At 65.8% G+C, this 26,700-nt stretch carries 23 protein-coding genes and 1 tRNA gene; 20 read left to right on the top strand and 4 right to left on the bottom strand.

What is annotated here, in order from left to right; genetic code table 11:
- Positions 1-83: 83 nt before the first annotated feature.
- Complete coding sequence (locus ABIB38_RS05580) at positions 84-1,007, bottom strand: cation diffusion facilitator family transporter (RefSeq protein ID WP_429202469.1); 924 nt, start codon at positions 1,005-1,007, stop codon at positions 84-86.
- Positions 1,008-1,141: 134 nt separating this feature from the next.
- On the opposite strand from ABIB38_RS05580, the gene ABIB38_RS05575 reads away from it, so the two are divergent.
- From ABIB38_RS05575 to ABIB38_RS05525, 11 genes are all read left to right on the top strand, one after another.
- Positions 1,142-1,218: transfer RNA gene (locus ABIB38_RS05575), tRNA-Val, on the top strand.
- Positions 1,219-1,427: 209 nt separating this feature from the next.
- A complete protein-coding gene (gene thrS, locus ABIB38_RS05570) occupies positions 1,428-3,338 on the top strand; it encodes a threonine--tRNA ligase (RefSeq protein WP_429202467.1) in 1,911 nt (636 codons plus the stop codon).
- Positions 3,338-3,895 carry a translation initiation factor IF-3 gene (infC, locus tag ABIB38_RS05565; RefSeq protein WP_292031645.1) on the top strand — a complete coding sequence of 186 codons (558 nt, stop codon included), beginning with the start codon at positions 3,338-3,340 and terminating at the stop codon, positions 3,893-3,895. Before thrS ends, infC begins: the two co-directional genes overlap by 1 nt.
- 294 nt (positions 3,896-4,189) lie before the next feature.
- Entirely contained in the window at positions 4,190-4,390 is a 201-nt protein-coding gene (gene rpmI, locus ABIB38_RS05560; RefSeq protein ID WP_005667419.1) for a 50S ribosomal protein L35, read from the top strand.
- A gap of 20 nt (positions 4,391-4,410) precedes the next feature.
- A complete protein-coding gene (gene rplT, locus ABIB38_RS05555; protein ID WP_320472443.1) occupies positions 4,411-4,770 on the top strand; it encodes a 50S ribosomal protein L20 in 360 nt (119 codons plus the stop codon).
- Positions 4,771-4,912: 142 nt separating this feature from the next.
- Complete coding sequence (gene pheS, locus ABIB38_RS05550; protein WP_429202465.1) at positions 4,913-5,926, top strand: phenylalanine--tRNA ligase subunit alpha; 1,014 nt, start codon at positions 4,913-4,915, stop codon at positions 5,924-5,926.
- 25 nt (positions 5,927-5,951) lie between these two features.
- Positions 5,952-8,378: a phenylalanine--tRNA ligase subunit beta gene (gene pheT, locus ABIB38_RS05545; RefSeq protein ID WP_429202463.1), complete on the top strand. Its 2,427-nt coding sequence runs from the start codon at positions 5,952-5,954 to the stop codon at positions 8,376-8,378.
- A 173-nt stretch (positions 8,379-8,551) separates the two neighbouring features.
- Positions 8,552-8,920 carry an integration host factor subunit alpha gene (locus tag ABIB38_RS05540; RefSeq protein ID WP_005667425.1) on the top strand — a complete coding sequence of 123 codons (369 nt, stop codon included), beginning with the start codon at positions 8,552-8,554 and terminating at the stop codon, positions 8,918-8,920.
- 16 nt (positions 8,921-8,936) lie between these two features.
- Positions 8,937-9,341, top strand: coding sequence for a MerR family transcriptional regulator (locus ABIB38_RS05535; protein ID WP_429202462.1), 405 nt, complete (start codon positions 8,937-8,939; stop codon positions 9,339-9,341).
- Between the two features lie 282 nt (positions 9,342-9,623).
- Positions 9,624-10,256 carry a response regulator gene (locus ABIB38_RS05530; protein ID WP_429202460.1) on the top strand — a complete coding sequence of 211 codons (633 nt, stop codon included), beginning with the start codon at positions 9,624-9,626 and terminating at the stop codon, positions 10,254-10,256.
- A 190-nt stretch (positions 10,257-10,446) separates the two neighbouring features.
- Positions 10,447-12,024 (top strand): CHASE3 domain-containing protein, encoded by a 1,578-nt coding sequence (locus ABIB38_RS05525; protein WP_429202458.1) that lies wholly within the window; start codon positions 10,447-10,449, stop codon positions 12,022-12,024.
- Here the strand turns inward: ABIB38_RS05525 and ABIB38_RS05520 are convergent.
- Entirely contained in the window at positions 12,005-12,739 is a 735-nt protein-coding gene (locus tag ABIB38_RS05520) for a Crp/Fnr family transcriptional regulator (RefSeq protein ID WP_143054549.1), read from the bottom strand. The two genes, ABIB38_RS05525 and ABIB38_RS05520, sit on opposite strands and share 20 nt — an antisense overlap.
- A gap of 358 nt (positions 12,740-13,097) precedes the next feature.
- Here ABIB38_RS05520 and ABIB38_RS05515 point away from each other — a divergent pair, with 358 nt between their 5' ends.
- The 9 genes from ABIB38_RS05515 to ABIB38_RS05475 all read left to right on the top strand — a co-directional run bounded on the left by ABIB38_RS05515 (position 13,098) and on the right by ABIB38_RS05475 (position 24,963).
- On the top strand, positions 13,098-13,769 hold the full coding sequence (locus ABIB38_RS05515) for a response regulator transcription factor (protein WP_429202455.1): 672 nt from the start codon (positions 13,098-13,100) through the stop codon (positions 13,767-13,769).
- Between the two features lie 25 nt (positions 13,770-13,794).
- Positions 13,795-15,123 carry an ATP-binding protein gene (locus tag ABIB38_RS05510; RefSeq protein WP_429202454.1) on the top strand — a complete coding sequence of 443 codons (1,329 nt, stop codon included), beginning with the start codon at positions 13,795-13,797 and terminating at the stop codon, positions 15,121-15,123.
- A gap of 132 nt (positions 15,124-15,255) precedes the next feature.
- Positions 15,256-15,687: a type IV pilin protein gene (locus ABIB38_RS05505; RefSeq protein WP_429202452.1), complete on the top strand. Its 432-nt coding sequence runs from the start codon at positions 15,256-15,258 to the stop codon at positions 15,685-15,687.
- Positions 15,675-16,301 carry a pilus assembly FimT family protein gene (locus ABIB38_RS05500; protein ID WP_429202450.1) on the top strand — a complete coding sequence of 209 codons (627 nt, stop codon included), beginning with the start codon at positions 15,675-15,677 and terminating at the stop codon, positions 16,299-16,301. Before ABIB38_RS05505 ends, ABIB38_RS05500 begins: the two co-directional genes overlap by 13 nt.
- Entirely contained in the window at positions 16,301-16,738 is a 438-nt protein-coding gene (locus tag ABIB38_RS05495; protein ID WP_429202448.1) for a type IV pilus modification PilV family protein, read from the top strand. Before ABIB38_RS05500 ends, ABIB38_RS05495 begins: the two co-directional genes overlap by 1 nt.
- Complete coding sequence (locus tag ABIB38_RS05490) at positions 16,735-17,919, top strand: PilW family protein (protein ID WP_429202446.1); 1,185 nt, start codon at positions 16,735-16,737, stop codon at positions 17,917-17,919. Before ABIB38_RS05495 ends, ABIB38_RS05490 begins: the two co-directional genes overlap by 4 nt.
- Positions 17,916-18,512: a pilus assembly PilX family protein gene (locus ABIB38_RS05485; RefSeq protein WP_429202444.1), complete on the top strand. Its 597-nt coding sequence runs from the start codon at positions 17,916-17,918 to the stop codon at positions 18,510-18,512. Before ABIB38_RS05490 ends, ABIB38_RS05485 begins: the two co-directional genes overlap by 4 nt.
- 21 nt (positions 18,513-18,533) lie before the next feature.
- Entirely contained in the window at positions 18,534-23,198 is a 4,665-nt protein-coding gene (locus ABIB38_RS05480) for a pilus assembly protein (protein ID WP_429202442.1), read from the top strand.
- Positions 23,199-23,310: 112 nt separating this feature from the next.
- Positions 23,311-24,963, top strand: coding sequence for a peptide chain release factor 3 (locus ABIB38_RS05475; RefSeq protein WP_429202440.1), 1,653 nt, complete (start codon positions 23,311-23,313; stop codon positions 24,961-24,963).
- 13 nt (positions 24,964-24,976) lie between these two features.
- On the opposite strand, the gene ABIB38_RS05470 is transcribed toward ABIB38_RS05475, so the two are convergent.
- Positions 24,977-25,942 carry a DUF3108 domain-containing protein gene (locus tag ABIB38_RS05470; protein WP_429202438.1) on the bottom strand — a complete coding sequence of 322 codons (966 nt, stop codon included), beginning with the start codon at positions 25,940-25,942 and terminating at the stop codon, positions 24,977-24,979.
- Positions 25,943-25,981: 39 nt separating this feature from the next.
- The gene (locus ABIB38_RS05465) at positions 25,982-26,635 is read right to left on the bottom strand and encodes a hypothetical protein (protein WP_429202437.1); all 654 of its coding nucleotides are present in this window, start codon (positions 26,633-26,635) and stop codon (positions 25,982-25,984) included.
- Positions 26,636-26,700: the final 65 nt, after the last annotated feature.

Below are 26,700 nucleotides of genomic sequence, written 5' to 3'. Positions count from 1 at the left end.
ATGGCGAGCCATGCAACGACGAGCAACGCAGCGCACACTTGCCAGGCGCGGCAGGAGCGACTCCCACCTGCCGGGGTAGGCGCTTAGAGCGACTTGCCGCCAGCCGCCTCGGGCTGCAGGGTCACGTGATCGATGCCGTGCCGTTCGCGCAGCATGGCGCGCACCGCTTCGAGCACCGGCGGCCATTCTTCCAGGCTGCGGATCTCGATGTGGCCGATCAGGGCGGGGTGGCCCGGCGACATGTCCCACACGTGCATATCGTGCACGGCCAGCACGCCGTCGACGGCGGCCATGTCGGCGCCGACCTGCACGTAGTCGATCGCATGCGGCACGCCTTCCATCAGGAAGTGGTACGACTCGCGCAGGATGCCGCTGGTCGAGCGCAGGATCAGGAGGGCGACGAAGATCGACAGGATCGGGTCGGCCTGCACCCAGCCGGTGACGTAGATGATGGCGCCGGAGGCGATCGCCGCCAGCGAACCGAGCAGGTCTCCCATCACGTTGACCAGGGCGGCGCGGGTATTGATGCTGTCGTTGTTACGAGAAAGAATCCAGGCGACCAGCAGGTTGATCGAGGCGCCCAGGGCCGCGACCACCAGCACGATGCCGCCCTGCACCTGTTCGGGATGGATCAGCCGCTGCACCGCCTCGTAGCCGATCCAGGCCACCAGGCCCAGCATCGCCAGGCAGTTGACGAAGGCGGCCAGCGCTTCGGCGCGCACGAAGCCGAAGGAGTGGCGGGCCGACGGCGGGCGCTTGGCGATCAGCTGGGCCAGCAAGGCCAGGCCCAGGGCGGCGGCGTCGGTCACCATGTGGCCGGCATCCGAGATCAGGGCCAGCGAGTTGGAGAGGAAGCCGGTGATCACTTCGACCACGGCGAACAGCAAGGTCAGGCCGAGCGCCACCGCCAGCGCCTTCTGGCTGCGCGCCTCGATCGAGTGCGCATGACTGGCGTCGCCGTCCAGGTGGGCGTGCAGGTGCGAAGGGTCGTACGGCTGGTAAGTCATCGCTGGCGAAGGGAAAATGGTGGCAGACCGGAAGTGTAAAGCATACGCCGCAACCGGGCAGGGGCGGGTCCTGCGGCAACTATTTCCGTGCGAGGGTTGCGGTTCCGCCATGCGGTCCTTATAATGGCGGCATCGGGCGGTTAGTTCAGCTGGTTAGAATACTTGGTCGACATCCAAGGGGTCGCAGATTCGAATTCTGCACCGCCCACCAGAACACGGCAATAAGAGCGAGAAAGGCACCGACGGTTATGACACCGCGAACTACAACCTGGTTGTGGGGGAGTCGCTAGACGCGAAGGGGTGTGCTTTTGCTCAACACAACGGAAAAACGCGGCTAGTGCCGCGTTTTTTTTCGTCTTTTAAATTCCCATTGTCTATTTGTTTATTTTTCACCGGCGCGTGCGCCAATTGGAGAACAGCATGCTGAACGTTCGACTTCCCGATGGCTCCAGCCGTCAATTCGACGGCCCCGTGACGGTGGCCCAGGTAGCACAAAACATCGCCCCGAGCCTGGCCAAGGCCGCCCTGGCCGGCAAGGTCAACGGCAAGGTGGTCGACACCTCGTTCCTGATCGACGGTGATGCCGATCTCGCGATCGTGACCGAGCGCGACCCGGAAGGCCTGGACGTGATCCGTCACTCGACCGCCCACCTGCTGGCCTATGCGGTCAAGGAATTGTTCCCGGAAGCCCAGGTCACCATCGGCCCGGTCATCGAGAACGGCTTTTACTACGACTTCTCGTACAAGCGCCCGTTCACCCCGGACGACCTGGCCGCCATCGAAAAGAAGATGGTCGAGCTGGCCAAGAAGGACGAACCGGTCACCCGCAAGGTGCTGCCGCGCGACGAGGCCGTGGCCTATTTCAAGTCGATCGGCGAACACTACAAGGCCGAAATCATCGCCTCGATTCCGGCCAATGAAGACGTCTCGCTGTACAGCGAAGGCGGCTTCACCGACCTGTGCCGCGGCCCGCACGTGCCGTCGACCGGCAAGATCAAGGTCTTCAAGCTGATGAAGCTGGCCGGCGCCTACTGGCGCGGCGACTCCAAGAACGAGATGCTGCAGCGCGTGTACGGCACCGCCTGGACCAGGAAGGAAGACCAGGAGCAATACCTGCACATGCTCGAAGAAGCGGAAAAGCGCGACCACCGCAAGCTCGGCAAGGCATTGGACCTGTTCCACTTCCAGGAAGAAGCGCCGGGCCTGGTGTTCTGGCATCCGAAGGGCTGGACCGTCTGGCAGCAGGTGGAGCAGTACATGCGCCACAAGTACCAGGTCAGCGGCTACAGCGAAGTCAAGGCGCCGCAGATCCTCGACCGCACCCTGTGGGAAAAGACCGGCCACTGGGAGAACTACCGTGACAATATGTTCACGACCGAGTCGGAAAACCGCTCGTATGCGCTCAAGCCGATGAACTGCCCGGGACACGTGCAGATCTATAACGCGGGCATGCGCTCCTACCGCGACCTGCCGCTGCGCTTCGGCGAATTCGGCCAGTGCCATCGCAACGAGCCTTCGGGCGCGCTGCATGGCCTGATGCGCGTGCGCGGCTTCACCCAGGACGACGGCCACATCTTCTGTACCGAAGAGCAGGTCGAGCGCGAAGTCACGTCCTTCCACGCCCAGGCGATGGGCGTCTACGACGACTTCGGCTTCGCCAACATCGACGTCAAGCTCGCGCTGAGGCCAAGCAGCCGCATCGGTTCCGACGAAGTCTGGGACCAGGCCGAAGAGTCGCTCCGTTCGGCGCTGCGCGCCTGCGGCGTGGAGTGGACCGAATTGCCGGGCGAGGGCGCCTTCTACGGCCCGAAGATCGAGTACCACCTGAAGGACAGCCTGGGTCGCCCATGGCAGGTCGGCACCGTGCAGGTCGACTTCTCGATGCCGGGCCGCCTCGGTTCCGAGTATGTCGCAGAAGACAACACCCGCAAGGTGCCGGTGATGCTGCACCGCGCGATCGTGGGCTCGATGGAGCGCTTCATCGGCATCCTGATCGAGAACTACGCCGGCGCGCTGCCGCTGTGGCTTGCTCCAGTGCAAGTTGCGGTGCTCAATATTTCGGATGCGCAGGCCGACTACGTCAAGCAAGTCGAGCAAAAGCTGCGCCAGGCCGGGCTGCGCGTTCACGCTGATTTGCGGAACGAGAAGATCACCTATAAAATACGTGAACATTCCGTCCAAAAACTGCCGTATATCCTCGTTGTCGGGGATAAGGAAAAGGACGCGAACACTGTGGCCGTGCGTGCCCGCGGCAATGTCGATCTGGGCGTAATGTCCGTCGACGCGCTCGTGGAGCGTCTGGTAGGCGAAGTTGCCGCCAAGACGAAATAATCCCGGCCAATACCAATACATTCAAAGGAAAAGACATAGCTACTGACAAGCAGAATCGCATCAATGGCGAGATCACCCATCCGGAAATGCGTTTGAACGGTGTGGACAACGAGCCGCTGGGCATCGTGACCCTGGCCGAAGCGTTCCGTCTGGCCGAAGAAAAGAACGTCGACCTGGTTGAGATCGCGCCGAATGCGGTCCCTCCGGTTTGCCGCCTGATGGACTACGGCAAGTTCAAGTATTCGGAGCAGAAGAAGGCCCACGAAGCCAAGCTCAAGCAGAAGATCATCCAGGTCAAGGAAATCAAGTTCCGTCCGGGCACCGATGAGGGCGACTACAGCATCAAGCTGCGCAACCTCATCAAGTTCCTGGAAGAAGGCGACAAGACCAAGATCACCTTGCGCTTCCGCGGTCGCGAGATGGCCCACCAGGACATCGGCCTGCGCATGCTCGAACGCCTGCGTGCCGACCTGGAAGCCGTCGGCACGGTCGAGCAGTTCCCGAAGCTCGAAGGTCGCCAGATGATCATGGTGGTCGCGCCGAAAAAGAAGAAGTAATTCTTCGCGCGAGGCGGATACACGGCCGGGTCCGTGGCGCAGGCGAAAGCCGGCGCCACGGACCGGCTGTCACGCGTCCATGCTTCGTGGGCGACGCGTGGCGTGCCGGATGAGTTGCCGGCGACCATCCTATTCCCTCGAAACCTGTGCTACAATCTGCGATTCCTGTTTTTAGAAACAGGTTGTAGCAGACTCGCTTCTGCTGCAAGACAAGTGAAAGTAGGCATCCAAGAGCAGCGTTGCTGCCACCTGCAATCCTGTCCCATATGAGGCTGTCCGCAAGGGCAGATGACTATGCCAAAAATGAAAACCAAGAGCTCCGCGAAGAAACGTTTTCGCGTGCGTCCGGGCGGTACCGTCAAGTCGGGCATGGCCTTCAAGCGTCACATCCTGACCAAGAAGACCACCAAGAACAAGCGCCAGCTGCGCGGCACCCGTAACATCAATGCGTCGGACGTGACCAGCGTCTACCGCATGATGCCATCTGCTGTTTAATCTCACACTAAGGAGCGAATATGCCTCGAGTAAAACGTGGGGTTACTGCACGTGCCCGTCACAAGAAAGTTCTTGAACTTGCCAAAGGCTACCGTGGCCGCCGCAGCAAGGTATACCGTGTTGCCAAGCAAGCAGTCATGCGCGCTGGCCAGTATGCCTACCGCGATCGCCGCAACAAGAAGCGCGTCTTCCGCGCACTGTGGATCACCCGTATCAACGCGGCTTCGCGTTCGCACGGCATGACCTACAGCGCCTTCATGAACGGCCTGAAGAAGTCCGCGATTGAACTGGACCGTAAAGTCCTGGCCGACATGGCTGTGCATGACAAGCCGGCATTCGCCGCGATCGTCAGCGCCGTCAAGGCCAAGCTGGCTGCCTGAGCAGGCGAATAAATCAGTCTGCTAGCAAGTCAGCGCCGCGTTAGCGATGGCGCGGCGCACTAGAAGCGGGGCAAGGGTCACACCTGTGCCCCGTTTTTGATTCTGGCGTCTCCCGCCAACGAAAAACAGGAAAAGAACAAGCATGAACTTGGAACAACTCGTCGTCGCGGCCAGGAACGACTTCGCGGCCAGCCTGGATGCCGCCGCGCTCGAAAATGCGAAAGCCAAGTACCTGGGCAAGACCGGCCAGGTGACCGACCTCATGAAGGGCCTCGGCAAGCTCGACCCTGAACAGCGCAAGGCGCAGGGCGCCCTGATCAATGCCGCCAAAGAACAAATCGAACAGGCCTTGACCGCGCGCCGCGAGGCGCTCGCCGAAGCGCAGCTGATGCTGCGCCTGTCCGCCGAGAGCATCGACGTCACCCTGCCGGGCCGTGGCCGCTCCAAGGGCGGCATCCATCCGGTGATGCGCACCTGGGAACGGGTCGAGCAGATCTTCCGCTCGATCGGCTTCGACGTCGCCGACGGTCCCGAGATCGAGACCGACTGGACCAACTTCACCGCGCTGAACAGCCCCGAGAACCATCCGGCGCGTTCGATGCAGGACACGTTCTATATCGAGGGCAATGACAGCCTGGGCAAGCCGCTGCTGCTGCGCACCCACACCAGCCCGATGCAGGTGCGCTATGCGCGCACCCACACGCCTCCGATCAAGGTGATCGCGCCGGGCCGCACCTACCGCGTCGACAGCGACGCCACCCATTCGCCGATGTTCCACCAGGTCGAAGGCCTGTGGATCGGCGAGGACATCAGTTTTGCCGACCTCAAGGGTGTGTACCTGAACTTCGTCAAGGCTTTCTTCGAGACCGACGACCTGCAAGTGAGGTTCCGCCCGTCGTACTTCCCGTTCACCGAACCGTCGGCCGAGATCGATATCGCCTTCGGTTCCGGTCCGCTCAAGGGCCGCTGGCTGGAAGTGTCGGGCGCCGGCCAGGTGCACCCCACCGTGGTGCGCAACTTCGGACTGGATCCGGAAAAGTTCATCGGCTTCGCGTTCGGCTCCGGCCTCGAGCGCCTGACGATGCTGCGTTATGGAATCAACGACTTGCGCCTGTTCTATGAAGGCGACCTGCGGTTCCTGAAGCAGTTCAATTAATTTGCGACGCTGAGGTAAAAAGAATATGCAATTCTCGGAAAACTGGCTCCGTTCCATGGTCGATCCGAAGATGAGTTCGGATGAGCTGTCCCACCTGCTGACCATGTCCGGCCTCGAAGTGGAAGAGGTCGAGGCGGTCGCGCCACCGTTCTCGAACGTGGTGGTGGCCGAAGTCAAGGAAGTGGTGAAGCACCCGAACGCCGACCGCCTGAACGTGTGCCAGGTCGACGCCGGCAGCGGCACGCTGCTGACGATCGTGTGCGGCGCGCCGAACGTGCGCGCCGGCATGAAGGCGATTTGCGCCAAGGCCGGCGCGTTGCTGCCGCCGGGCGCGGACGGCAAGCCGTTCGAGATCAAGGTCGGCAAGCTGCGCGGCGTCGAGTCGCAGGGCATGCTGTGTTCAAGCAAGGAGCTGGGCATCTCGGAAGAGGGCAGCGGCCTGATGGAACTGCCCCAAGACGCCCCGGTGGGCCAGAACATCCGCGACTACCTGGGCTTGAACGACCTCAAGTTCACCATCAAGCTGACCCCGAACAAGGCCGACTGCCTGTCGGTGCTGGGCGTGGCGCGCGAAGTGTCGGCCCTGACCGGCTCGCCCCTGAGCCTGGCGCCGACGCGCGCCGTGCCGGTGAATAGCGACGACATCCTGCCGGTCAAGGTGTCGGCGCCGGACCTGTGCGGCCGTTTCGCCGGCCGCGTGATCCGCGGCCTGAACGCGCGCGCGAGCACGCCCGAGTGGATGAAGCGCCGGCTGGAACGCAGCGGCCAGCGCCCGGTGTCGGCCCTGGTCGACATTTCCAACTATGTCATGCTGGAAGTCGGCCGTCCGTCGCACGTGTTCGACCTGGCCAGGATCCACGGTTCGCTCGACGTTCGCTGGGGCAAGAAGGGCGAGTCGCTCAAGCTGCTGAACGGCAACACCATCGAACTCGACGAGTGGGTCGGCGTGATCGCCGACGACCAGGAAATCGAATCGCTGGCCGGCATCATGGGCGGCGACGCCACTGCCGTCTCGCTGGACACGACCGACATCTACCTGGAAGCGGCCTTCTGGTGGCCGAACGCGATCCAGGGCCGCGCCCGCCGCTACAATTTCTCGACCGACGCTGCGCACCGCTTCGAGCGCGGCGTCGACTATGCAAGCATTCCCGAGCACCTCGAGCGCATCACCGAGCTGATCGTCGAGATCTGCGGCACCGCCGCCACCAGGGTCGGCCCGGTCGACGACCAGATCGTGAACCTGCCGCAGCGTCAGCCGGTGCGGCTGCGCACGGCGCGCGCCCAGAAAGTCATCGGCGTGCCCTTGACCGACGACTTGATCGCCGACATCTTCACCCGCCTGGGGCTGGAATTCGTGCGCGAGGAAGGCGGTTTCCTGGTGACGGCGCCGAGCTACCGCTTCGATATCGAGATCGAGGAAGACCTGATCGAGGAAGTGGCGCGCGTATATGGCTTCGAGAACATCCCGGCCAATCCGCCGGTGGCGCCGAGCGCCATGCTGATCGCGCCCGAAAACACCCGTTCGCTGTTCGCGGTTCGCCATCAGCTGGCCGACCTGGGTTACCAGGAGGTGGTCAATATGAGCTTCGTCGAGAGCGCCTGGGAAGCGGATTTCGCCGGCAATCCCGAGCCGATCCGCCTGCAGAACCCGATCGCCAGCCAGCTCTCCGTGATGCGTTCGAGCCTGATCGGCAGCCTGGTCGCCAATGTGCGCTACAACCTCAACCGCAAGGCGAGCCGCGTACGCGTCTTCGAAGCCGGGGCCGTGTTCAAGCGTAATAGCGACGTCCAGGACGGTCCGCTGGCGGTGGCCGGCTACGAGCAACCCAAGCGCGTGGCCGCGATCGCCTACGGTCCCGCCGCGGACGAGCAGTGGGGTGTGCCGACCCGCGCCGTCGATTTCTTTGACGTGAAGGCCGATCTGGAAGCGCTGTTCGCGCCGCGCCAGCTGCGTTTCACCAAGGCCGAGCACCCGGCGCTGCATCCGGGCCGCTGCGCCACTGTCGAGCTGGACGGCGAGCGGATCGGCCTGGTCGGCGAACTGCATCCGCGCTGGCTGCAGAAATATGATTTGCCGCAAGCGCCGGTGCTGTTCGAAGTCGATGCGGACGCCCTGTGCGAGCGCGTGGTCCCGCGCCATACCGAGATTTCGAAGTTCCCGGGCGCCACGCGCGACCTGGCGCTGGTGGTGAAGCAGGACGTTCCGGCCCAGAGCGTGCTCGACGCGTTCCATGCCGAAATCGCCGTCAATCCTGCAGGAAAGATCGTGCAAGCCGTTGTTTTGTTTGATGAATATCGCGGCAAGGGCCTGGAGGCGGATGAAAAAAGCCTTGCTTTCCGCTTTAGCTTGCAAGATACTCAATCGACGCTGCAGGACGAAGCGGTCGATGCCATCATGGCAGCGGTCGCCCAATCGGCGTTGACGACACTGAACGCGCGGCTGCGCGCATGAGTGGCGAAATAGGCGGCGACATCCGACTGCAGGACTATTCCATGACGGGCGAGCCCAGGCTTGTCCGTGATCCGAAACATCGTTCGACTTGAAGGCAGGGCTTCAAAATTAACAACAACGACCTTGATTCCGCCGTGTTCCAGGAGGCGCTCGCCGCCGACCTGGACCGCGCCATGCAGGTGGCGCGGGTACGCAAGGAAGCTGAACAGTCATTGCCGACCTTGACCAAGGCCGAGCTGGCCGAGCTGCTGTTCGAGCAGGTCGGCCTGAACAAGCGCGAAGCCAAGGACATGGTCGAAACCTTTTTTGACGAGATCCGCAATGCGCTCGAGCGCGGCGAGGCGGTCAAGCTGTCCGGCTTCGGCAACTTCCAGTTGCGCGACAAACCGCAGCGGCCTGGCCGCAACCCGAAAACAGGGGAAGAAATTCCCATCACGGCGCGCCGCGTCGTGACATTCCACGCCAGCCAGAAACTCAAGGGAATGGTTGAAGAGACCACGCCAGGTAGTCCACCCGCGGGTTCCCTGGCGCGTGCAGCCTGAGGACGCCCAATAAGCAATGAATGACCGACCGAACAAGATCGAACCGACCGTGCTGCCGCCGATTCCGGCCAAGCGTTATTTCACGATTGGGGAAGTCAGTGACTTGTGCGGAGTCAAACCCCACGTCTTACGTTACTGGGAACAGGAATTTACTCAGCTTAAGCCGGTCAAACGCCGTGGAAACCGCCGCTATTATCAGCACCACGAAGTCCTGCTGATCCGGCGCATCCGCGCGCTGCTGTACGAGCAGGGCTTTACCATCAGCGGCGCGCGCAACCGCCTCGACGACCGCGCCAGCGCGGCGCTCGAGTTCGACCGGCTGGACCTGCCCGACAGCCCGCCAGCGATCGACGGCGACAAGCTGCGCGCCGATCTGCTGGACATTCTCGACTTGCTCAAGAACGGGCCACGGCCGGCGTAAACTGCGCAGTAGTGCCATTGCCAGCCGGGCCAGCCGTGAACAAATCGTGCCGCCCAGAAATGTGCGTTCATCCGCCGGCGAGTCGTCCCCGGTTCAGATGCCGGCCTTTTGCTGGTCAGATGCCGGTCACTCGGCTTATGATGACTCAACCATTCGTGCACCTGTTGAACGCGGCCCTCTGAGTGTTAAAATGTCACTCGCGCATATGCTGAATAAAACGCATGTATACCGGGCGGTTCAGACCCGGCACTTTCCTGCGCGAGGAAAATTTAAGGGAAGACAATGATACGCGTTGCCATTTGTGACGATCACCAGATAGTTAGAGCAGGATTCAAGCAGATTTTCTCATCGTCGGGCGATTTCGACGTTGTCGCCGAAGGCGCTACTGGCCGCGAGGCCCTCGATATCGCACGCCGCGAGATCTGCGACGTCCTGCTGCTGGACATCGCGATGCCCGACCAGAGCGGCATCGACATCTTGCGCACCATCCGCCAGGGCCAGCCCAATCTGCCGGTGCTGATCCTGTCTGGCTACCCGGCGCAGCAATATGCGCTGAACCTGTTCAAGATGGGCGCCAACGGCTATCTGAACAAGGAGTGCGAGGCCGACGAACTCAAGACCGCCGTGCGCACCGTTTATCAAGGCCGTCGCTATGTGTCCTCCACGGTCGGTGAACTGCTGGCCCAGAGTTTCGACCGCGACCCCAACACGGCGCTGCATACCGAGCTGTCCGACCGCGAATTCCAGGTCTTCCTGCGCCTGGCGAAGGGCGCGACCGTGTCCGACATCGGTAACGCGCTGTCGCTGTCGATCAAGACCGTGTCCACCTACCGTACCCGCATCATGGAAAAAATGGGTCTGCAGTCGAATTCCGACCTGACCTATTACGCCATGAAAAACAATTTGCTCGATTAATGTTCGACTGATTTTTTGGCCGGATTCATCTGACAGCGCGCCCACCAGGGCGCGTTTTCATTGGTAGAGCGAGTTGCATATCCTCATGGGCAAATGCAACAAGAAGTTACGGCAGAGAATTTCGCAGTGCAACATCACGTGCATACGCCTATAATGAAGGGCCAAATTCCTTGCACGAAAGGAAGCCTGGATGGTTTTCACTACCGCTGCGGACGAACAATCCATCCGCAGTCTCCCCCTTCACAAAACACTGCTGTGCCTGATGTGCGTGGTGCTGCTGGTCGTCAACGGCGTATTCCTGACGCGTAACCTCGACGACTTGCGCTCTGCCAATGCGCTGCAGGTGCAGACGGCCAAGGTGTCGGACGAGCTGCAATACCTGAACCTGATCGTCACCGATGCCGAAAGCAGCCTGCGCGGCTATTTCCTGTCGGGCGACGAGGTGTATCTCGGCCCGCTGCGCAGTGCCTCCCAGCAAATCGACAAGCAGATGCGATCGCTCGGCGGCCTGCTGCGCGACACGCCTTCGCAGGCAAAGAACCTGCATCAGCTGCGCACGCTGGTCGACAAGAAATTCGGTTTGCTGCAACAGTCGCTCGGGGTCTACCGCGAGGGTGGACTGAACGATATCGTGGCGATCGCCGCCTCGCCCGACGACCGGGCGCAGATGGACGAGATCCGCCTGCAGGTCGTGATCATGACGCGCGAGCAGAACGAATTGCTCGCTACCCGCACCGCCGAGTTCTACCAGCAATATCGGCACGCCGTGGTCTTCGGCGTCGGCATCAACGCCGCCGCGATTATCGTGCTGCTGTTGTTCTACAAGATGATCAAGCGCGCCTTCTGCATGCGCCTGTTGGCCGAGCGCGCCCTGCAGCGCACCAATGATGGCCTGGAAGAAATCGTCGCCGAGCGCACCGCCCAGTTGTCGGTGCTGTCGCGCCACCTGATCAAGGTGTCGGAAGAAGAAAAATCGCGCCTGGCGCGCGAACTGCACGATGAAATGGGCGCCAATCTGACGGCGATCGGCATGGACCTGTCCACGGTCAGCGAGCAACTGCGCACCAGCCATCCGGAACTGGCGTCCACACTGGGGCGCGCCAAGCGAACCTTGGTCGACACCGTGCAGCTGAAGCGCCGCATCATCGAGAATTTACGGCCGAGTCTGCTCGACAATATGGGGCTGTCGGCTGCGCTGCAAACCTATTGCGCCGATTACGCACGCATCACGTCGCTCGATTGCGATGCGCTGATCGACGCCGAGGCCGACGCCGCCGGCCCGATGCAGGCGATCGCGCTGTTCCGTATCACGCAAGAGGCGTTGAACAATATTGCCAAGTACGCCAAGGCGCGCACCGTGATCGTCAACCTGACGCGCGAGCCCGATGGCTGGGGTCTCGAGATCAGCGACGATGGCGTCGGCATTCCCCAGGATGCCCTGGCCGGGTCGACATCGCATGGTCTACTCGGCATGCGCGAGCGCGCTTTCTTGCTGGGCGGCACCCTGGTGGTGGAGCGTGGTGTAAATGGGGTGGGAACGTGCGTGCGCGCTGTGATTCCGGCGGCGGCCCCGGGGGGCAGTGAAGAAGCGGGTGTGGCGGGCGCATTGACCGCGACGATGACCGGGACGACGACCGTAGCTGCCGTGGCCCTCTCGTGCGTACAGGCCGAAGCGGCCTTGCCGCCGCCGCTCTCGCCATCGTCCGCCCTGGAGGCGGAGCCGATGGCGAAGCCGGCGTCACGTCATCTCAACGCGCCACATCCATGAGCAGGCGGTCGTATTCCGATTTGGCGACCTTGTAGCATTCGCCCGCATATTCTTCCAGGCCGGCGCGGTCGAGCACGGTGATATTGCCGCGGCGGTACTGGATCAGGCCTTCGTCCTGCAGCTTGCCGGCGGCGGCGGTGATGCTTTCGCGGCGCACGCCCAGCATGATCGAGATCAGTTCCTGCGTCACTTTCAGCTCGTTGCTGGCCGAGCGGTCCAGGCGATCGAGCAGCCAGCGGCACAGCTTCTGTTCGATCGAGCTGTGACGGCCGCCGACGGCGTTCTGGGCCATCTGGGCGAACAGCGCATTGGTGTAGCGCATCAGGAGCTGGGGCAGGGCGCCGCCGCGGTTGAAGGCGTCGCGCAGATACTGGGTCTTGAGGCGGTAACCGTAGCCGGCGCTCTGGACCACGGCGCTGCAGGTGGCGCGCTCGCCCATGAACAGCGACACACCGACCGCGCCTTCATGGCCGACCACGGCGATCTCGGTGGTGGCGCCGTCTTCCATCACATACAGCAGCGACACGATTGCGGTCGTCGGAAAATACACGTATTCCAATTTGCTGCCATACTCGAACAACTCTTTACCGAACGGCATCGGGACCAGTTCGAGGTGGTCGAACATCTCTTCCAGGTCGGTGCGGGGCAGGGCGGCCAGCAGCTCGTTCTGCTGGGTGCCGCTGTAGCTCACGACCGGTTTCGACGCGGACTTCATTGCCTCACTCGTGGCAGGGACCTGGTTTTTCGATTTTTGGGTGAGACCACCAAACTGAGTGTTGTTCATCTTATGTCCTCTTATGTCTATCGTGCGTCGGGGGCGATTCCAGCGAGGGTTGTTTTTCTTACCTCATCGCGATGGGTGTACTTTAAAGCTACCGTCTGTTGCCGCACATAAGACGAGTATCCGCCCCCATGTAGGTTCCAAACATGATGTCGTGTCAGCCCAGTCCTACTAGGGAGATCGGTGCGCTGGCGCACCTTGCGCCACAAAGTTTCATTAAAGAACGCCGAAATGCCGCATAATTCGCCGACGCGACCCTGACGGGCGCATCACGACGACGGAATTGACGGATATGGGGCTGCGGGTGTTGCTGGTGGAAGACGATGCGGTGCTGGCCGACGGCCTGCTGCGCGCATTGCAGGCGCAGGACATGACGGTCATGCAGGTGGCCGATGGCCTGGCCGCCGACCGCGCCCTGCAAGAGCCCGGGCCCGAGGTGGTGGTGCTCGACATCGGCCTGCCCGGCATCGACGGCTTCGAGGTGGTGCGCCGCCTGCGCGCGCGCGGCGCGGCCACGCCGGTGCTGCTGCTGACCGCGCGCGACGCGGTCGAGGACCGGGTGCGCGGCCTGGAGACCGGCGCCGACGACTATCTCGTGAAACCCTTCGCCACCGCCGAACTGGTGGCCCGCATCCGCGCGCTGGCGCGGCGCCACGCTCCCGCCTCCACCCTGATCTCGCTTGCCGGCCTGAGCCTGGACCGCGCCACCCGCCGCGCCCGCGTCGCCGGCCATCCCATCGAGCTGTCGGTGCGCGAGTGGGGCGTGCTCGAATACCTGCTTCAGCAGGCCGGGCGGGTGGTGTCCAAGGGGCAGATCATCGACGCCATCCTGCCCTGGGGCGAGGACGTGACCCAGAACGCGGTCGAGGTCTATGTGTCGCGCCTGCGCCTGAAACTGGACGGTTCCGGCGTGGCGATCCGCACCATCCGCGGTTTCGGCTACCTGCTGGAGGCGGCCGAATGAAGGGTGGTTCCACGCTGCGCCCGGCATGAGCAGCATCCGGCTGCGCCTGCTCAAGTGGCTTCTCGGCCCGATCCTGCTGGTCAACCTGGTGCTGGCCGCGCTGGTCGCAGGCCTGGCCTGGACCCCGGCCCAGGTCGCCTTCGACGGCGGCTTGCAGGACACCGCCAACGGCCTGGCCGCACGGCTGGCCGCGGGCGCCGCGCCGCAACTGCCGCCGGCATTGTCGCCGGGGGCGCCGGGCGCCGACCGCAGCTGGTTCGTGGTGCGCGATGCGCATGGCCGGCGCCTGGCCGGCGCCGCCGGCTTTCCTGCCTTGCGACCGGGTGCGGCGCCGTATGACGCCGAGGTCGACGGCGAGCCGGTGCGGGTGGTCGCCCTGGCGCTCGCCACGCCCGAGGGCGAGCGCCACCTGGGGGTGGCGCGCACTCTCCGCCAGCGGCTCGAGGTGCGCTCGGCCGTCGTGCGCTCGCTGGTGGTGCTGGTATCAATGGTGACCCTGGCCCTGGCCGGCGTGGTCTGGCTGTCGGTCAGCAACGGCTTGCGCCCGCTGGCGCGCATCCGCGCCGAGCTGGCCGCGCGCGGGCCCGGCGACCTGGCGCCGATCCCCCAGGCCAGCGTGCCGTACGAGATCGCGCCGGTGGTCGCGGGCTTCAATGAATTGCTCGACAAGGTGGAGGCCGGTGCGCGCGCCCAGCGCGACTTCCTGGCCGACATGGCGCACCAGTTGCGCACGCCGCTGGCCGGCATGCAGCTGCAGCTCGAGTGGCTGCGTGCGCGCCATGCGCGCGACGGCGACACCGTACGTTCGCTGGGCATGATGGAGCTGGCCAACGGGCGCATGATCCGCCAGGTCAACCAGCTGCTGGCGCTGGCGCGCGCCAGGGAGGGGCGCCCGGACGGTCGGCACGCCGCGCTCGACCTGGCGAGCCTGGTGCAGGAAACGATCCAGTTCTTCGTCGGGCAGGCGGCCGCCAAGGACATCGACCTCGGCTTCGAGCTGGCGCCGGCGCCGGTCGACGGAGATGCATTCCAGCTGCGCGACCTGATCGACAACCTGGTCGACAATGCGCTGCGCTATACGCCGCCCGGCGGCCGGGTGACGGTCGCCTGCGCCCGCGTGGGTGACGCGGTACTGTTCACGGTCGAGGATTCCGGTCCCGGCATCCCGGCCGCGCGGCGCGCCGCCGTGTTCGAACGCTACGTGCGCCTGGACGACAAGACGACCGGCAGCGGCCTGGGATTGGCCATCGTGCGCGACATCGCGCAGGCGCACGGCGCCACCGTGGTGCTGGACGATGCCGAGGGCGGCGGCGCCCGCGTCACGGTGCGTTTCGGCGCAGGATCGGCACGCTAGGCCGCACGGCGTCGTATTTGCGTCGCTGTCAGGACTTTGTCAGCTTTTCCTCAGGGAAATGACAGGTTCCTGGGATATCATTCCTCATGGCAACATTATCGGCGGAATCCGCCCGCCTTCGAGGAGAATTCCATGCAGCAGCGCCAATCCGGCTTTACGCTCGTCGAGCTGATGATCGTGGTCGCGATCGTCGGCATCCTCAGCGCGATTGCCGTGCCTTCCTATAATAGCTACGTCATGCGCGCGCGCCTGGTCGAGGCGCATGGCACGCTGGCGTCCACCCAGAACAAGCTGGAGCAGTACTGGACCAACCATCGCAAGTACGAGGATTTCGACAAGCCAGGCGCCAGCCTCATGCCGGAGTCCGGCCAGAATTTCGACTACACCCTGGAAGACGCCACCGTCTCGGCCTACACCCTGGTCGCCACCGGCAAGAACGCCGCCGCCGGTTTCGTCTATACCATCGACCAGGCGGGCCTGCGGGCCACCACCGGGGTGCCGGACGGCTGGCTCGGGAGCGATGACTGCTGGGTCGACCGCAAGGAGGGCACATGCTCCCAGTAAGGCGATCCGACCAGGGCGGCTTCACGGCGATCGAGGCATTCGTGGTCCTGGCGATCCTCGGCATCCTGCTGGCGGTCGGCGTCCCCGGCATGCGCGGCTGGCTGGGCGGCACGACGGCTACCGGCGCGGCCGAGTTCTACGCGGAAGGTTTCCGGACCGCGCGCAACCAGGCGCTGGCCAACAACAGCCGCAGCCGCCTGGTCTTCACCGAGAACGCGGGCAGCGGCCAGCTGGACTGGCAGGTCGACGTCTGCTTCCCCATGCCGGACGACGGTTGCGCCGCCGACAGCGAACGCTGGTCGACCGTGGACGACCCGGCGCCGGGTCCGCAAGACGGCAACGTCGCGACCCGTTCGGTATTTCGCAGCGCCGCCGCGCTGCCGCGCACCACGGCCCTGACCGTGGCGCCCGACGCCGAGGCGCGCTCGGTCTATTTCACCGAGCTGGGCTGGGTCGACGGCGGCAAGCCGGCGCTGATGCGGCTCGACCTCGGTCCTGGCAGCGCCGACGCCGAGCGCGCGTTCACGCCGGGCGCCGTGGTGCTGACGCTGGCCGGCGCCGTCGTGACCTGCCGTCCCGACGTGGGCAACGCCGATTCGCGCAGGTGCCCCTGATGCGCCCGCGCTTTTCGCCGCTACGCCAGGCCCAGCGCGGCGTCGCGCTGCTCGAAGCCCTGATCGCCGTGCTGCTGCTGGGGATCGGCCTGGTCGGCACCCTGGCGTTGCAGGTCAATTCCCAGGCCGCCCTGTCCGAGGCGGCGATGCGCGCCGAGGCGACCATCGCGGCCAACGAGTTGATCGGCGTGATGAGCACCGATCTCGATCACCTGGACGAGTATGCGCTGGCCAGCGATGCGCAGCCGGGCGCGCGCCTCGAGACCTGGCACGCCGCGCTGTCCGGCCACCTGCCGAATGCGGCGGTCGAGGTCACGGTCACGCCGGCGGCGGACACCGAGCGCACCGCCATCGTGATCGTCATCGGCTGGCGCCGCAGCGAAGAGGCGCAGCAGAACACGCATCGCGTGGTCACCTACCTGGCGAGGTCGGCATGAGTTCCGCCATGCGCCTGCATCAGGCGGGCCGGATGGCCGGCTTTTCGCTGGTCGAGCTGATGGTGAGCATCGTCATCGGCCTGCTGGCGGTGCTGTTCGCCACCCGCATGATGACCGATTCCGAAACCACCAAGCGCGGCGCGCTGGGCGGCTCGGATTCGATGCAGAACGGGATGATGGCGATGTTCTCGATCAGCGGCGACGCCGAGCAGGCCGGCTATGGGCTGAATGATCCGATCCTGAACGGCTGCGACACCCTGTTCAACGACAACAGCGATTATGTGCTGGCGTCCGCCAGCCGCGCCGGCGCCGAGATAACGCCGCTGGCGCCGGCCGTGATCGTGCCGGGCGCGGACGGCAAGCCGGACCAGCTGACCCTGTACGCCGGCAGCGCGCCGGGCGGCACCGGCACCACGCGCCTGCAAACCAACTACATCGGCGGCAACCAGCTGGTGGTCGACCGCCTGTTGTACGGCTTCACGGTCGGCGACGTGATCGTGGTCGCGCCCGAGAATGGCGAAGGACGCTGCGCGCTGGCCCAGGTCACGGCGCTGACGGAGGAGGGCGCCGCGCCGACGATCTCGATCGGCGACGTGCGCTACCGCTACAACACCGGCGCCCTGGGGCGTAATTTCGACGGCAGCGCGAGCCGCATCTTCAACCTCGGACCCGAGGAGAACCTGTCGTTCCATACCTGGCTGGTGCGGGACGGGGTGCTGCGCCTGCGCGCCACCAACCTCGGCGCCGACGGCGGCGCCGCGCACGCGGTGGCCGACAACATCGTCTCGCTCAAGGCGCAGTACGGCTTCGACACGCGCGACGCCGCCGGCTTCGATCCGGAGCTGGGCATGCAGGTGGGCGAATGGTCGGGCGCGATGATCGACGCCGACCTGGATGGCGTGACCGGCGGGCCGGGCGACTACCAGCGCATCGCTGCCCTGCGCATCGCCGTCGTGGCGCGTGCACGGACGCCCGAGCGGCCCGGCGCGGACGGCGTGTGCACGGCGCAGCCCGACCCGATCAAGGTGTTCGGCAGCGCGCAGCCGCAGGGCGTCGATCCGGTGGAGATCGAGCTCGACGTGCAAGTCGCGGACGACCCGGTCGACTGGCGCTGCTACCGCTACCGTACTTTTGAGACCATCGTCCCGCTGCGTAACGCCGGCTGGAGGCCCACCGCATGAACCATCCACCGACACGAACCGGCAGCCAGGAAGGCGTCGCCTTGCCCGTCATGCTGATCATGATGCTGGTGATGCTGGTGACCAGCATCTACCTGCTTCGTTCCAGCAACTCGGCCACCCTGGCGGCCGCGAACCTGGCCTACGACGCCACCCTGAGCCGGGCGGTCGACTTCGGCCTGCACACGGGCTTCCAGTGGCTGAGCGACACCGCGTCGGCCGACAAGGCCAGCCTCAACCAGGATGACGCGGCCAACGGCTACCAGGCCATCCTGGATACGACCTGGACGCCGAACAACGAAAAATTCTGGGCAAACAGCGTCGTGGTCGAGGATCCGGACGGCACCCGGATCCGCTATGTCATCCACCGCATGTGCAGCAAGCCGGGCGGCTTCAGCGGCGCAATGCAGCAATGCGTGCTGACCTCGGCCAATACGGTCCGGATCGGCAACCGGGTCGCGATCGGCGAGAGCCTGGCGTCCGACGCGCCGGCCTACGCCAGTTCGCCCCAGATTCACTACGTGATCACGGCCCGCGTCGACGGCGCGCGCGGCGGCAACGTGATCAACCAGATGGCTGTCCTGATCGGCGCCTGACGCCCCACGAATGGAATGCGCATGAACTTCTCCCTCCTCACCCTGCTCGCCATGGCGCTGGCCATGACGCTGGCGCCGGCGCCGGCCTGGGCCGGCCCGACCGGCCTGGCCTCGCTGCCCCTGATGAGCATCACCGGCAGCGGCACCGTCAAGCCGAACCTGATGCTGCTGTATGACGATTCCGGCTCGATGGCCTGGAACCATACGCCGGACTACGTCGACGACAACACCACCTGCCGCGCCAGTACGACGCTCGCGGCGCGCACCCCGCGCGGCTGCGTGATCGGCGATCCGCCGTATGCGGCGCCGCAGTTCAACCGCCAGTACTACGACCCGAAGGTGCGCTACCATCCGCCGGTCAGGGCGGACCAGACCTCGTATCCGAGCCAGACCTCCGGCGCGACCGACGGCTGGACGACCGTGACCACCGACGGCTTCGGCATCGACCGGCGCAACATGCGCAATGCCAGCGAGACCACGACCAATCTGCTGACCGGCTATCCGGACCTGCAGTGGTGCAGCAGCAGCGGCGAGTGCCGCCGCAACATCGGCGGCTACGCCTATCCGAGCCTGAGCTACAACAGCGCCGAGCAGGTCGGCGGCAACCCCTACTACTACACGATCAACGTCGCCGAATACTGCACCGACGCCAGCCTGAAGAATTGCGTGAGCACGGCGGTCAATGCCCCGGCCCCGCAGGGGTATCCGGTGGCGGCCCCGGTCCGCTGGTGCAACAGCACGGCGCTGACCAATTGCCAGGCCAAGTACGTCGGCAACTACAAGTACCCGCGCTATGGCGACCCGAACCGGTCGGCCAACTGGTACTCGACCATCACGATCAACGACTCGGGCGCCGCCAGCGCGGTCTCGATCACGGCCGTGCGCTCGGTCGGGGTATCGGGCACGCAGACCGTCACCAGGGACGTGGCAGCGGCCGCGAGCGGCACCAATACCGCCGCCAAGCGCACCGCGCTGGCCACCGCGCTGGCGGCCTCGATCGTCAACAAGACCGGACTGGCGCGCCCCTTCACCGCCTGCGTACCCACGGCCAGCGGCGTGGTGCGCGCCTGCGCCGACTTCGGCATCACGCTGGATTCAAGCGACATGCTGGCCGTGATCCCGATCAGCTGCGCCGCCGGCGTCACCAACAAGAACGACTGCACCGTGGTGAAGGAGGGCGAACGCACCGGCGACGAGATCGTCGTCGATTCCGGCACCGCCGCCACCGCGCTGCTGCAGGTCGGCGGGCGCGCCGCCAACAGCAGCACCACCAGCGGCCGCAGCCGCCTGGTTGGCCTCAAGCTGGGCAATACCACGCTGATCGATTCGCTGCGCCTCGGCCAGAACTACACGGCGGCGCAAGTCGCTGCGCAGATCGCCGCCGACATCGGCACCGGCGGCACGATCAAGGCCTATGTCGGACCGAACAACGTGACGCCGCATTGCGCGGCGGCCACCAGCTCGACGGTCTGCATCGTGGCGCCGCTGAGCATGACCGGCGCCAACCTGAGCTATAGCCGGGTCGACAATCCGGCCAGCCTGACCTGGGGGAGCGCGCCGGCCACGAGCGATGGCGCGCCGACCTCGGTCTCGGGCTTCGATACCGGCGTGTTCGTGCGCACCGACATCGTGCCGGCGCGCGACACCTACCCGAAATCGGCGCAGCGCACCGATTGCCAGGGCGCGGCCTGCACCTACGACGAGGAAATGACCAACTTCGCCAACTGGTACGCCTACTACAAGACGCGCAACCAGATGATGAAGACGTCCGTCGGCCTGGCCTTCCAGCCGCTGGGCGAAGCCTACAAGGTCGGCCTGGTGGGCCTGCAGGATGCGGCCGGCGAGGAAGCCATGAGCCGTCCGCAGCCGTTCACGGGCCAGAACCGGATCGACTGGTACAACGCGCTGTACGCGATGAACAGTTCGGGTGGCACCCCGATCCGCCTGGCGCTGCACGCGATCGGCAAGATGTTCGCCAACCAGGCGCCCTACCAGCAGGCGGCCGGGGAGGAGACGGTGGAGTTTGCCTGTCAGCAGAACTTTACCTTCGTCACCACCGACGGTTACTGGAACGGCAGCAGCCCCAAGACGCTGGTCGAGCCGGCGACCCGCAATTCGCCTGCCGTGTACCAGGAAACCGTCGTCAACAACGACCACATCGTCAACCCGGCGCGCTTCTGCACGCGCGAGAAGGGCTGCCTCGATACCCGCCCACAAACGCTGCCGTCGCTGGCCGACGTCGCGCTGTACTGGTACAACGGTGGCTCGAGCACCGGCACCGTGTCGCTGCGTCCCGACATCGACGACATGTCGAAGACCGGCCAGGTGCCGGGCGTCGGCAACAACCACCTGCACATGCGCACCTACGCCCTGGGCCTGGGCGTGGACGGCATCATGACCTACGAGCCGGACTACGACACCAAGCCCGTGGTCGGCGGCGACTTCTACAACCTGATCAACGGCGTAGCGACCGGCTGCCCGTGGAACAACAACGGCGCCTACGTCTGGCCCGATCCGAATACCGGCACCACCGACCTGTCGACCGCGCTGCAGTCGCGGGTGGACGACCTGTGGCATGCCGCCATCAACGGCGGCGGCAAATACTTCCCGGCCTCGGATCCGCTGCAGGTGGTCGACAGCCTGAACCGGGTATTGAACGACATCCAGGTCGCCACCGGCGCGGCCGCGGCGGCCGCCACCTCGACCCCCAACGTGGCCCAGGAAGACCGCGACATCTTCTCGGCCACCTTTACCACCGTGAAGTGGACGGGCAACCTCTCCAAGCGCGTGATCGACATCGTCACAGGCGAGGTCAGCAAGGACGTTGAATGGAAGACGTCCTGGAGCATCGGCCAGAAGGTCGGGGCCGATTCCGACACCCGCAACATCTGGTGGCGCGACCCGGCCACCGGCGCGCGCACCGACTTCGCCTACGACCTGCTGGGCGCCGACCAGGCCTGGTTCTCGAACAAGTGCGCGGCGCTGCCGCAATGCGCGCGCCTGTCGGCCGACCAGCGCGCCGTCGTCGACGACGGCCGGACCATCGTCGGCTGGCTGCGCGGCCGGCAGCGGCATGCCGACAACGTCCTGCTGCGCGCCTACACCACCACCGGGCCGGAAGACACGGGTCCGAACGGCGCCCAGCTGGAGATCCTGGGCGACGTGGCGTCGTCCAAGCCGGCCTACCTGCGCGAACCGCGCAAGGCCTACGGCAGCGCCGACTACGCGGCCTTCCGCAGCGACAACGCGAGCCGCGACCCGATCGTCTTCATCGCCGCCAACGACGGCATGCTGCACGCCTTCGACGCCGAGCATGGCGCGGAGCTGTGGGCCTACATGCCGCGCATCACGATGAAGAAGCTGTACCGGCAGGCCAGCGTCAACTACGCCTCGAGCCACCAGTTCAGCACCGACGGTTCGCCCGAGCTGGCCGACGTCAAGATCAATGGCGAATGGCGCTCGGTGCTGGTCGCCGGCCTGAATGCCGGCGGGCGCGGCTACTATGCGCTGGACGTTACCGATCCGGCCGATCCCCGGCCCTTGTGGGAAATCTGCGCCGACAGCGCGGTGTGCGGCGGCGTGCACCACCAGCCCGACATGGGCTTCACCTTCGGCAATCCGCAATTCGGCACCATCCGGGTGGGCGGCGAAGAGCGCTGGGTGGTGTTCCTGACCTCGGGTTACAACAATATTCCCGGCGCCGACGACATCGGGTCGGGCAGCGGCAAGGGCTACCTGTTCGTGATCGACGTCGCGACCGGCCAGGCGATCGCCAACCTGGGCGCCAGCGACGTGCTCGACAAGGGCATGCTCACCACCGGCAGCGGCGACGCCACCACGCCGTCGGGCCTGGCGAAGATCACGGCGATCACGGCGAACCCGAACACCGATCCGCTCGTGACCTACGTCTACGGCGGCGACAACCAGGGCCAGATGTGGCGCTTCGACTTCACCGGCGAGCAGGTCGGGCGGCTCCTGATGGCCAATGCCGGCCCCGACCAGCCGATCACCACCCGGCCCGACGTCGCCGTCTGCCAGGTCGGCTCGACCGGGGAGGGCGCGGACGCCTCGCCGACCAAGCGCGTGGTGGCCTTCGGCACCGGCCGCATGCTCGACCTGCCGGACATCCAGAACACCAGGGTGCAAAGCGCCTACGTGCTCAAGGACGACGGCGCCGCGTTCGACGCCGCCGCCTGGCGCGACGACGCGACCTATGCCGAGCGCACCCTGACCGAAACCCGGCCCTACGATGACGCCGCGCCGGACGTGCCGCGCTCGAACCAGTTCACGATCGGCGGGACGATCGCCGACCTGGGCCGCCAGCGCGGCTGGTTCGTCGACTTCGACGAGAACGACGGCGAGCGGGTCAACCTGGATCCGAAGATCGTGGCCGGCACCCTGACCGTGGTGACCAACCTGCCGCAGTCCTCGACCGCCTGCGCCGTGGGCGGTATCAGCTACGCGTATTTCGTGGACGTGTGCAGCGGCGCGGCGGTCTCGAACGACATCGCCGGCGTGCTGCTGTCGGGCGACGCGGCGGCGGTGGGCACGACCATCGTGCGCCTGCCGTCGGGCGCGCTCAAGCTGATCACCACCACCGCCAAGGGCAATACCATCACCACCGAGGTGGCGCCGGCCAGGACCCAGGACGCGCGCCGCACCGGCTGGCGCCGGGTGCGCGAATAGGCAATAGACAGCGCCGGGCGCGCCGTTTAGTTCACACGGCGCGCCCCGGAAACGGTAAAATCGAGGGTTTTCCGACCAGGGTCGCCCGCGGCCCGACAACAGGGCTCGATTGATGGCCAACGACACCGATATTTCCAGCGACGACCTCGACGTCGCCGCTCCCCGCCAGGCCGGCGCGATCGCGCGCGAAGTCGCGCGCCGCCGCACCTTCGGCATCATTTCCCACCCCGATGCGGGCAAGACGACGCTGACCGAGAAGCTGCTGCTGTTCTCGGGCGCGATCCAGCTGGCCGGCACCGTCAAGGGCCGCAAGAGCGGCCGCCACGCGACCTCGGACTGGATGGACATCGAGAAGCAGCGCGGCATCTCGGTCGCGTCCTCGGTGATGCAGTTCGAGTTCCGCGAGCACGTGATCAACCTGCTCGACACCCCAGGCCACCAGGACTTCTCGGAAGACACCTATCGGGTGCTGACCGCTGTCGACTCGGCCCTGATGGTGATCGACGCCGCCAAGGGCGTCGAGGAACAGACCATCAAGCTGCTCGACGTGTGCCGCATGCGCGACACCCCGATCGTCACCTTCATGAACAAGATGGACCGCGAGACCCGCGATCCGCTGGAGCTGCTGGACGAGGTCGAGTCGGTGCTCAAGATCGAGTGCGCGCCGGTGACGTGGCCGATCGGCATGGGCAAGAACTTCCGCGGCGTGTACCACCTGCTGAAGGACGAGATCATGCTGTTCAAGGCCGGCGAAGAGAAGGCCGACGGCGCCTTCGAGATCGTCAAGGGCATCGACAATCCGAAGCTGGCCGAGATGTTCCCGCTCGAAATCGAGCAGCTGAAGATGGAAGTGGAGCTGGTGCACGGCGCCTCGCACGTGTTCGACCTCGAGCGTTTCCTGTCGGGCGTGCAGACCCCGGTGTTCTTCGGCTCGGCGATCAACAACTTCGGCGTGCGCGAAATCCTGTCGGCGCTGGTCGACTGGGCCCCGGCGCCGCGCGAGCGCGACGCCACCGTGCGCGCGGTCGCGCCGGTCGAACCGAAGTTCTCGGGTTTCGTGTTCAAGATCCAGGCCAATATGGACCCGGCCCACCGCGACCGCATCGCCTTCCTGCGCGTGTGCTCGGGACGCTTCGAGAAGGGCATGAAGGTCAAGCACCTGCGCCTGGGGCGCGAAGTGAAGCTGTCGTCGGTGGTGACCTTCATGGCCTCGAGCCGCGAGCAGGTCGAAGAGGCGTACGCCGGCGACATCATCGGCCTGCCGAACCACGGCAACATGCAGATCGGCGACAGCTTCTCGGAAGGCGAGCTGCTGACATTCACCGGCATCCCGTACTTCGCGCCGGACCTGTTCCGCACGGTGCGCATCCGTAACCCGCTGAAGGTCAAGCAGCTGCACAAGGGCTTGCAGCAGCTGGGCGAAGAGGGCGCGGTACAGGTGTTCAAGCCGGTGCTGGGCGCCGACCTGATCCTGGGCGCGGTCGGCGTGCTGCAGTTCGAGGTCGTGGCCAGCCGCCTGCTCAACGAGTATGGCGTGGACGCGGTGTTCGAAAGCAGCAGCATCAGCAGCGCGCGCTGGATTTCGAGCGACGACAAGAAATCCCTCAGCGACTTCGAAAACCAGCTCGGCCACCAGGTCGCCTACGACGCCGCCGGCAACATGGCCTTCCTGGCCACCTCGGGCGTCAACCTGCGCCTGACCCAGGAGCGCTGGCCAAAGCTGGTCTTCCACGCGACCCGCGAGCACGCCGCCAAGCTGGCCTGACGCGGCCCCTGCATCAAGGCCCGGCCGCGCTGTCCATCCCGATCTCGGCGGCGTCCAGGGTCTGGGTGCGCACCGCGCCGTCGGGCAGCGTCAGGCGCAGCTGCACCGGCAGCCAGGCCTGGCCCGGCGCCAGCCATATTTCCAGCCGCGGCGCCCCCTCGGGCGCCAGCTGCGCCAAACGCAGCGCTTTTAGAACGCCGATCCCGGTGTCGACCGGCTCCATCCCCATCGCCTCGTAGCGTTCCTCGCGCGCCCCGCCGGCGGCGCCGATCCAGAACGCCAGCACGCCGCGCAGCTGGTCCGGATTGGCGCGTCCCATGCCCGAGAGCTGCAGCAGCAGCGAGGCGCGGTCCTGGGCGCCGCCCGCCAGCTGGTCGCGGCGCGCGCCGAGGTGCGAGACGATCACCCCGTTCGCGCGATCGAATTCGGTACTCGCCCGGCCCGGACCTGCCGGCTCGCTGGCGCGCAGCGGCGCCAGCCCGCCGTCGTCCAGGCCGCCCTCGCTGTCCAGCGCGCCCAGGATGCCGTCGAGCGCGATCCGGTAGCTGCTGCCGTCGGTGCGCCACTCCAGGCGCGCCGCGCCCCCGCCGCTCACGCGGTAGCCGAGGCGTGCCGGCGGCGCCGGCGAGACCCGGAACTGGCCCGGCATCGCGCCCGGCAGCACCTCGCCTTGCCCGCCCGGCTGGAGCGGCGCGAGCGGGGGCAGCGCAGGCGTGGCGGTCTCGGGCCTGGCATCCGGCTCGGGCGCGCTTGCCAGGGCGGACTGTGAATCGGGCTGTAGACCAGGCTGCGACTCGGGCTGCGACTCGGACTGCGGGCCGGGCGCGAGCCGCAGCGTCACTGGAGCAGGCTCGTGCACGCCCGGCGCACGCTGGACGGCCAATTCGAGCCAGGCAAGGGCGGCCAGGTGCAGCAGCAGCGATACCAGGCCAACGCCCAGCAACAGCCGGTAGCGCGCGAGGAAAGCGGGAAATCTCATGGGCGCTAGTGTAGCGCGCGCCCGTCCCGGAAAGCGAGCTCAGAAGCCGACGTTCAGATTGGCCCGCACCCTGCTGCTGGAGTTGGTCGCGTTCTCGAAGCGCCTGGCCGCATGGCCGTGATTCTCGAAAGAGCCGTCGAACGTGGCCCGTTCGCTGATCTTGTACTGCGCACCGACGCCGGTGTACAGGCCCGTATCGACGCCCCTGCGCACGCCCCGGCGGTTCTCGCTGTGGGCTACCCCGACCTTGCTGTACGCCGACAGGCCGTCGCCGAGCGGCTGCGTCACCTTGACGGCCGCGTGCAGATTGAAGCCGCGCAGGCCGATCGCGCCGGTCGTGTCTTCGGGATCGCGTTCGTTTACCGGGCGAAAGCCCTGGTCGAGCAGGTTGACGTAGCCGGCCTCGAAGGCCAGCGCCGGCGTCACCGAGACGCCCATCAGCAGCCTGGGATCGGTCTTGAACAGGCCGCCGAACAGGCGGTCGTTGGGGTTGGCGTTCACATTGCCCCCGTACACGCGCGGAAAAGTCTGAAAGCCCGGGTCGCGTGGGGCCGAGAACACGCTGCGTGCGCGGGCGTCGGCCAGCTCCACCGGCGCGGCGGCCGGCGCCGCCAGTTGCGCATATGCCGGCGCCATCGCCATCGTGGCGACGGCAAGCCATCCGGGCGTCGACAGGAGGGCGCGTGCTTGCATGGGATTTCCTCGATCGGGGGATGGTGCGAGCATAGCGCGACCAGAGGCGCTGCACTCATGCGCCA

The organism is Massilia sp. UYP11, from assembly GCF_050434805.1.
GTDB lineage: Bacteria > Pseudomonadota > Gammaproteobacteria > Burkholderiales > Burkholderiaceae_D > Telluria.
Note: the sequence above shows the minus strand (reverse complement) of the source record. Positions and strands in the feature narration are given on the sequence as shown.

Excerpts from the sequence above, each read along its gene's own strand:
- ABIB38_RS05490 (WP_429202446.1), top strand. The coding sequence starts at position 16,735 with ATGAGTTCCGCCATGCGCCTGCATCAGGCGGGCCGGATGGCCGGCTTT.
- ABIB38_RS05485 (WP_429202444.1), top strand. The coding sequence starts at position 17,916 with ATGAACCATCCACCGACACGAACCGGCAGCCAGGAAGGCGTCGCCTTG.
- ABIB38_RS05465 (WP_429202437.1), bottom strand. The coding sequence starts at position 26,635 with ATGCAAGCACGCGCCCTCCTGTCGACGCCCGGATGGCTTGCCGTCGCC.
- ABIB38_RS05515 (WP_429202455.1), top strand. The coding sequence starts at position 13,098 with ATGGGGCTGCGGGTGTTGCTGGTGGAAGACGATGCGGTGCTGGCCGAC.
- ABIB38_RS05510 (WP_429202454.1), top strand. The coding sequence starts at position 13,795 with ATGAGCAGCATCCGGCTGCGCCTGCTCAAGTGGCTTCTCGGCCCGATC.
- rplT (WP_320472443.1), top strand. The coding sequence starts at position 4,411 with ATGCCTCGAGTAAAACGTGGGGTTACTGCACGTGCCCGTCACAAGAAA.
- ABIB38_RS05480 (WP_429202442.1), top strand. The coding sequence starts at position 18,534 with ATGAACTTCTCCCTCCTCACCCTGCTCGCCATGGCGCTGGCCATGACG.
- ABIB38_RS05470 (WP_429202438.1), bottom strand. The coding sequence starts at position 25,942 with ATGAGATTTCCCGCTTTCCTCGCGCGCTACCGGCTGTTGCTGGGCGTT.
- ABIB38_RS05535 (WP_429202462.1), top strand. The coding sequence starts at position 8,937 with ATGAATGACCGACCGAACAAGATCGAACCGACCGTGCTGCCGCCGATT.
- ABIB38_RS05525 (WP_429202458.1), top strand. The coding sequence starts at position 10,447 with ATGGTTTTCACTACCGCTGCGGACGAACAATCCATCCGCAGTCTCCCC.
- ABIB38_RS05540 (WP_005667425.1), top strand. The coding sequence starts at position 8,552 with ATGCAGGTGGCGCGGGTACGCAAGGAAGCTGAACAGTCATTGCCGACC.
- ABIB38_RS05530 (WP_429202460.1), top strand. The coding sequence starts at position 9,624 with ATGATACGCGTTGCCATTTGTGACGATCACCAGATAGTTAGAGCAGGA.
- ABIB38_RS05580 (WP_429202469.1), bottom strand. The coding sequence starts at position 1,007 with ATGACTTACCAGCCGTACGACCCTTCGCACCTGCACGCCCACCTGGAC.
- pheS (WP_429202465.1), top strand. The coding sequence starts at position 4,913 with ATGAACTTGGAACAACTCGTCGTCGCGGCCAGGAACGACTTCGCGGCC.
- thrS (WP_429202467.1), top strand. The coding sequence starts at position 1,428 with ATGCTGAACGTTCGACTTCCCGATGGCTCCAGCCGTCAATTCGACGGC.
- ABIB38_RS05520 (WP_143054549.1), bottom strand. The coding sequence starts at position 12,739 with ATGAAGTCCGCGTCGAAACCGGTCGTGAGCTACAGCGGCACCCAGCAG.
- ABIB38_RS05500 (WP_429202450.1), top strand. The coding sequence starts at position 15,675 with ATGCTCCCAGTAAGGCGATCCGACCAGGGCGGCTTCACGGCGATCGAG.
- ABIB38_RS05475 (WP_429202440.1), top strand. The coding sequence starts at position 23,311 with ATGGCCAACGACACCGATATTTCCAGCGACGACCTCGACGTCGCCGCT.
- pheT (WP_429202463.1), top strand. The coding sequence starts at position 5,952 with ATGCAATTCTCGGAAAACTGGCTCCGTTCCATGGTCGATCCGAAGATG.
- ABIB38_RS05505 (WP_429202452.1), top strand. The coding sequence starts at position 15,256 with ATGCAGCAGCGCCAATCCGGCTTTACGCTCGTCGAGCTGATGATCGTG.
- ABIB38_RS05495 (WP_429202448.1), top strand. The coding sequence starts at position 16,301 with ATGCGCCCGCGCTTTTCGCCGCTACGCCAGGCCCAGCGCGGCGTCGCG.
- rpmI (WP_005667419.1), top strand. The coding sequence starts at position 4,190 with ATGCCAAAAATGAAAACCAAGAGCTCCGCGAAGAAACGTTTTCGCGTG.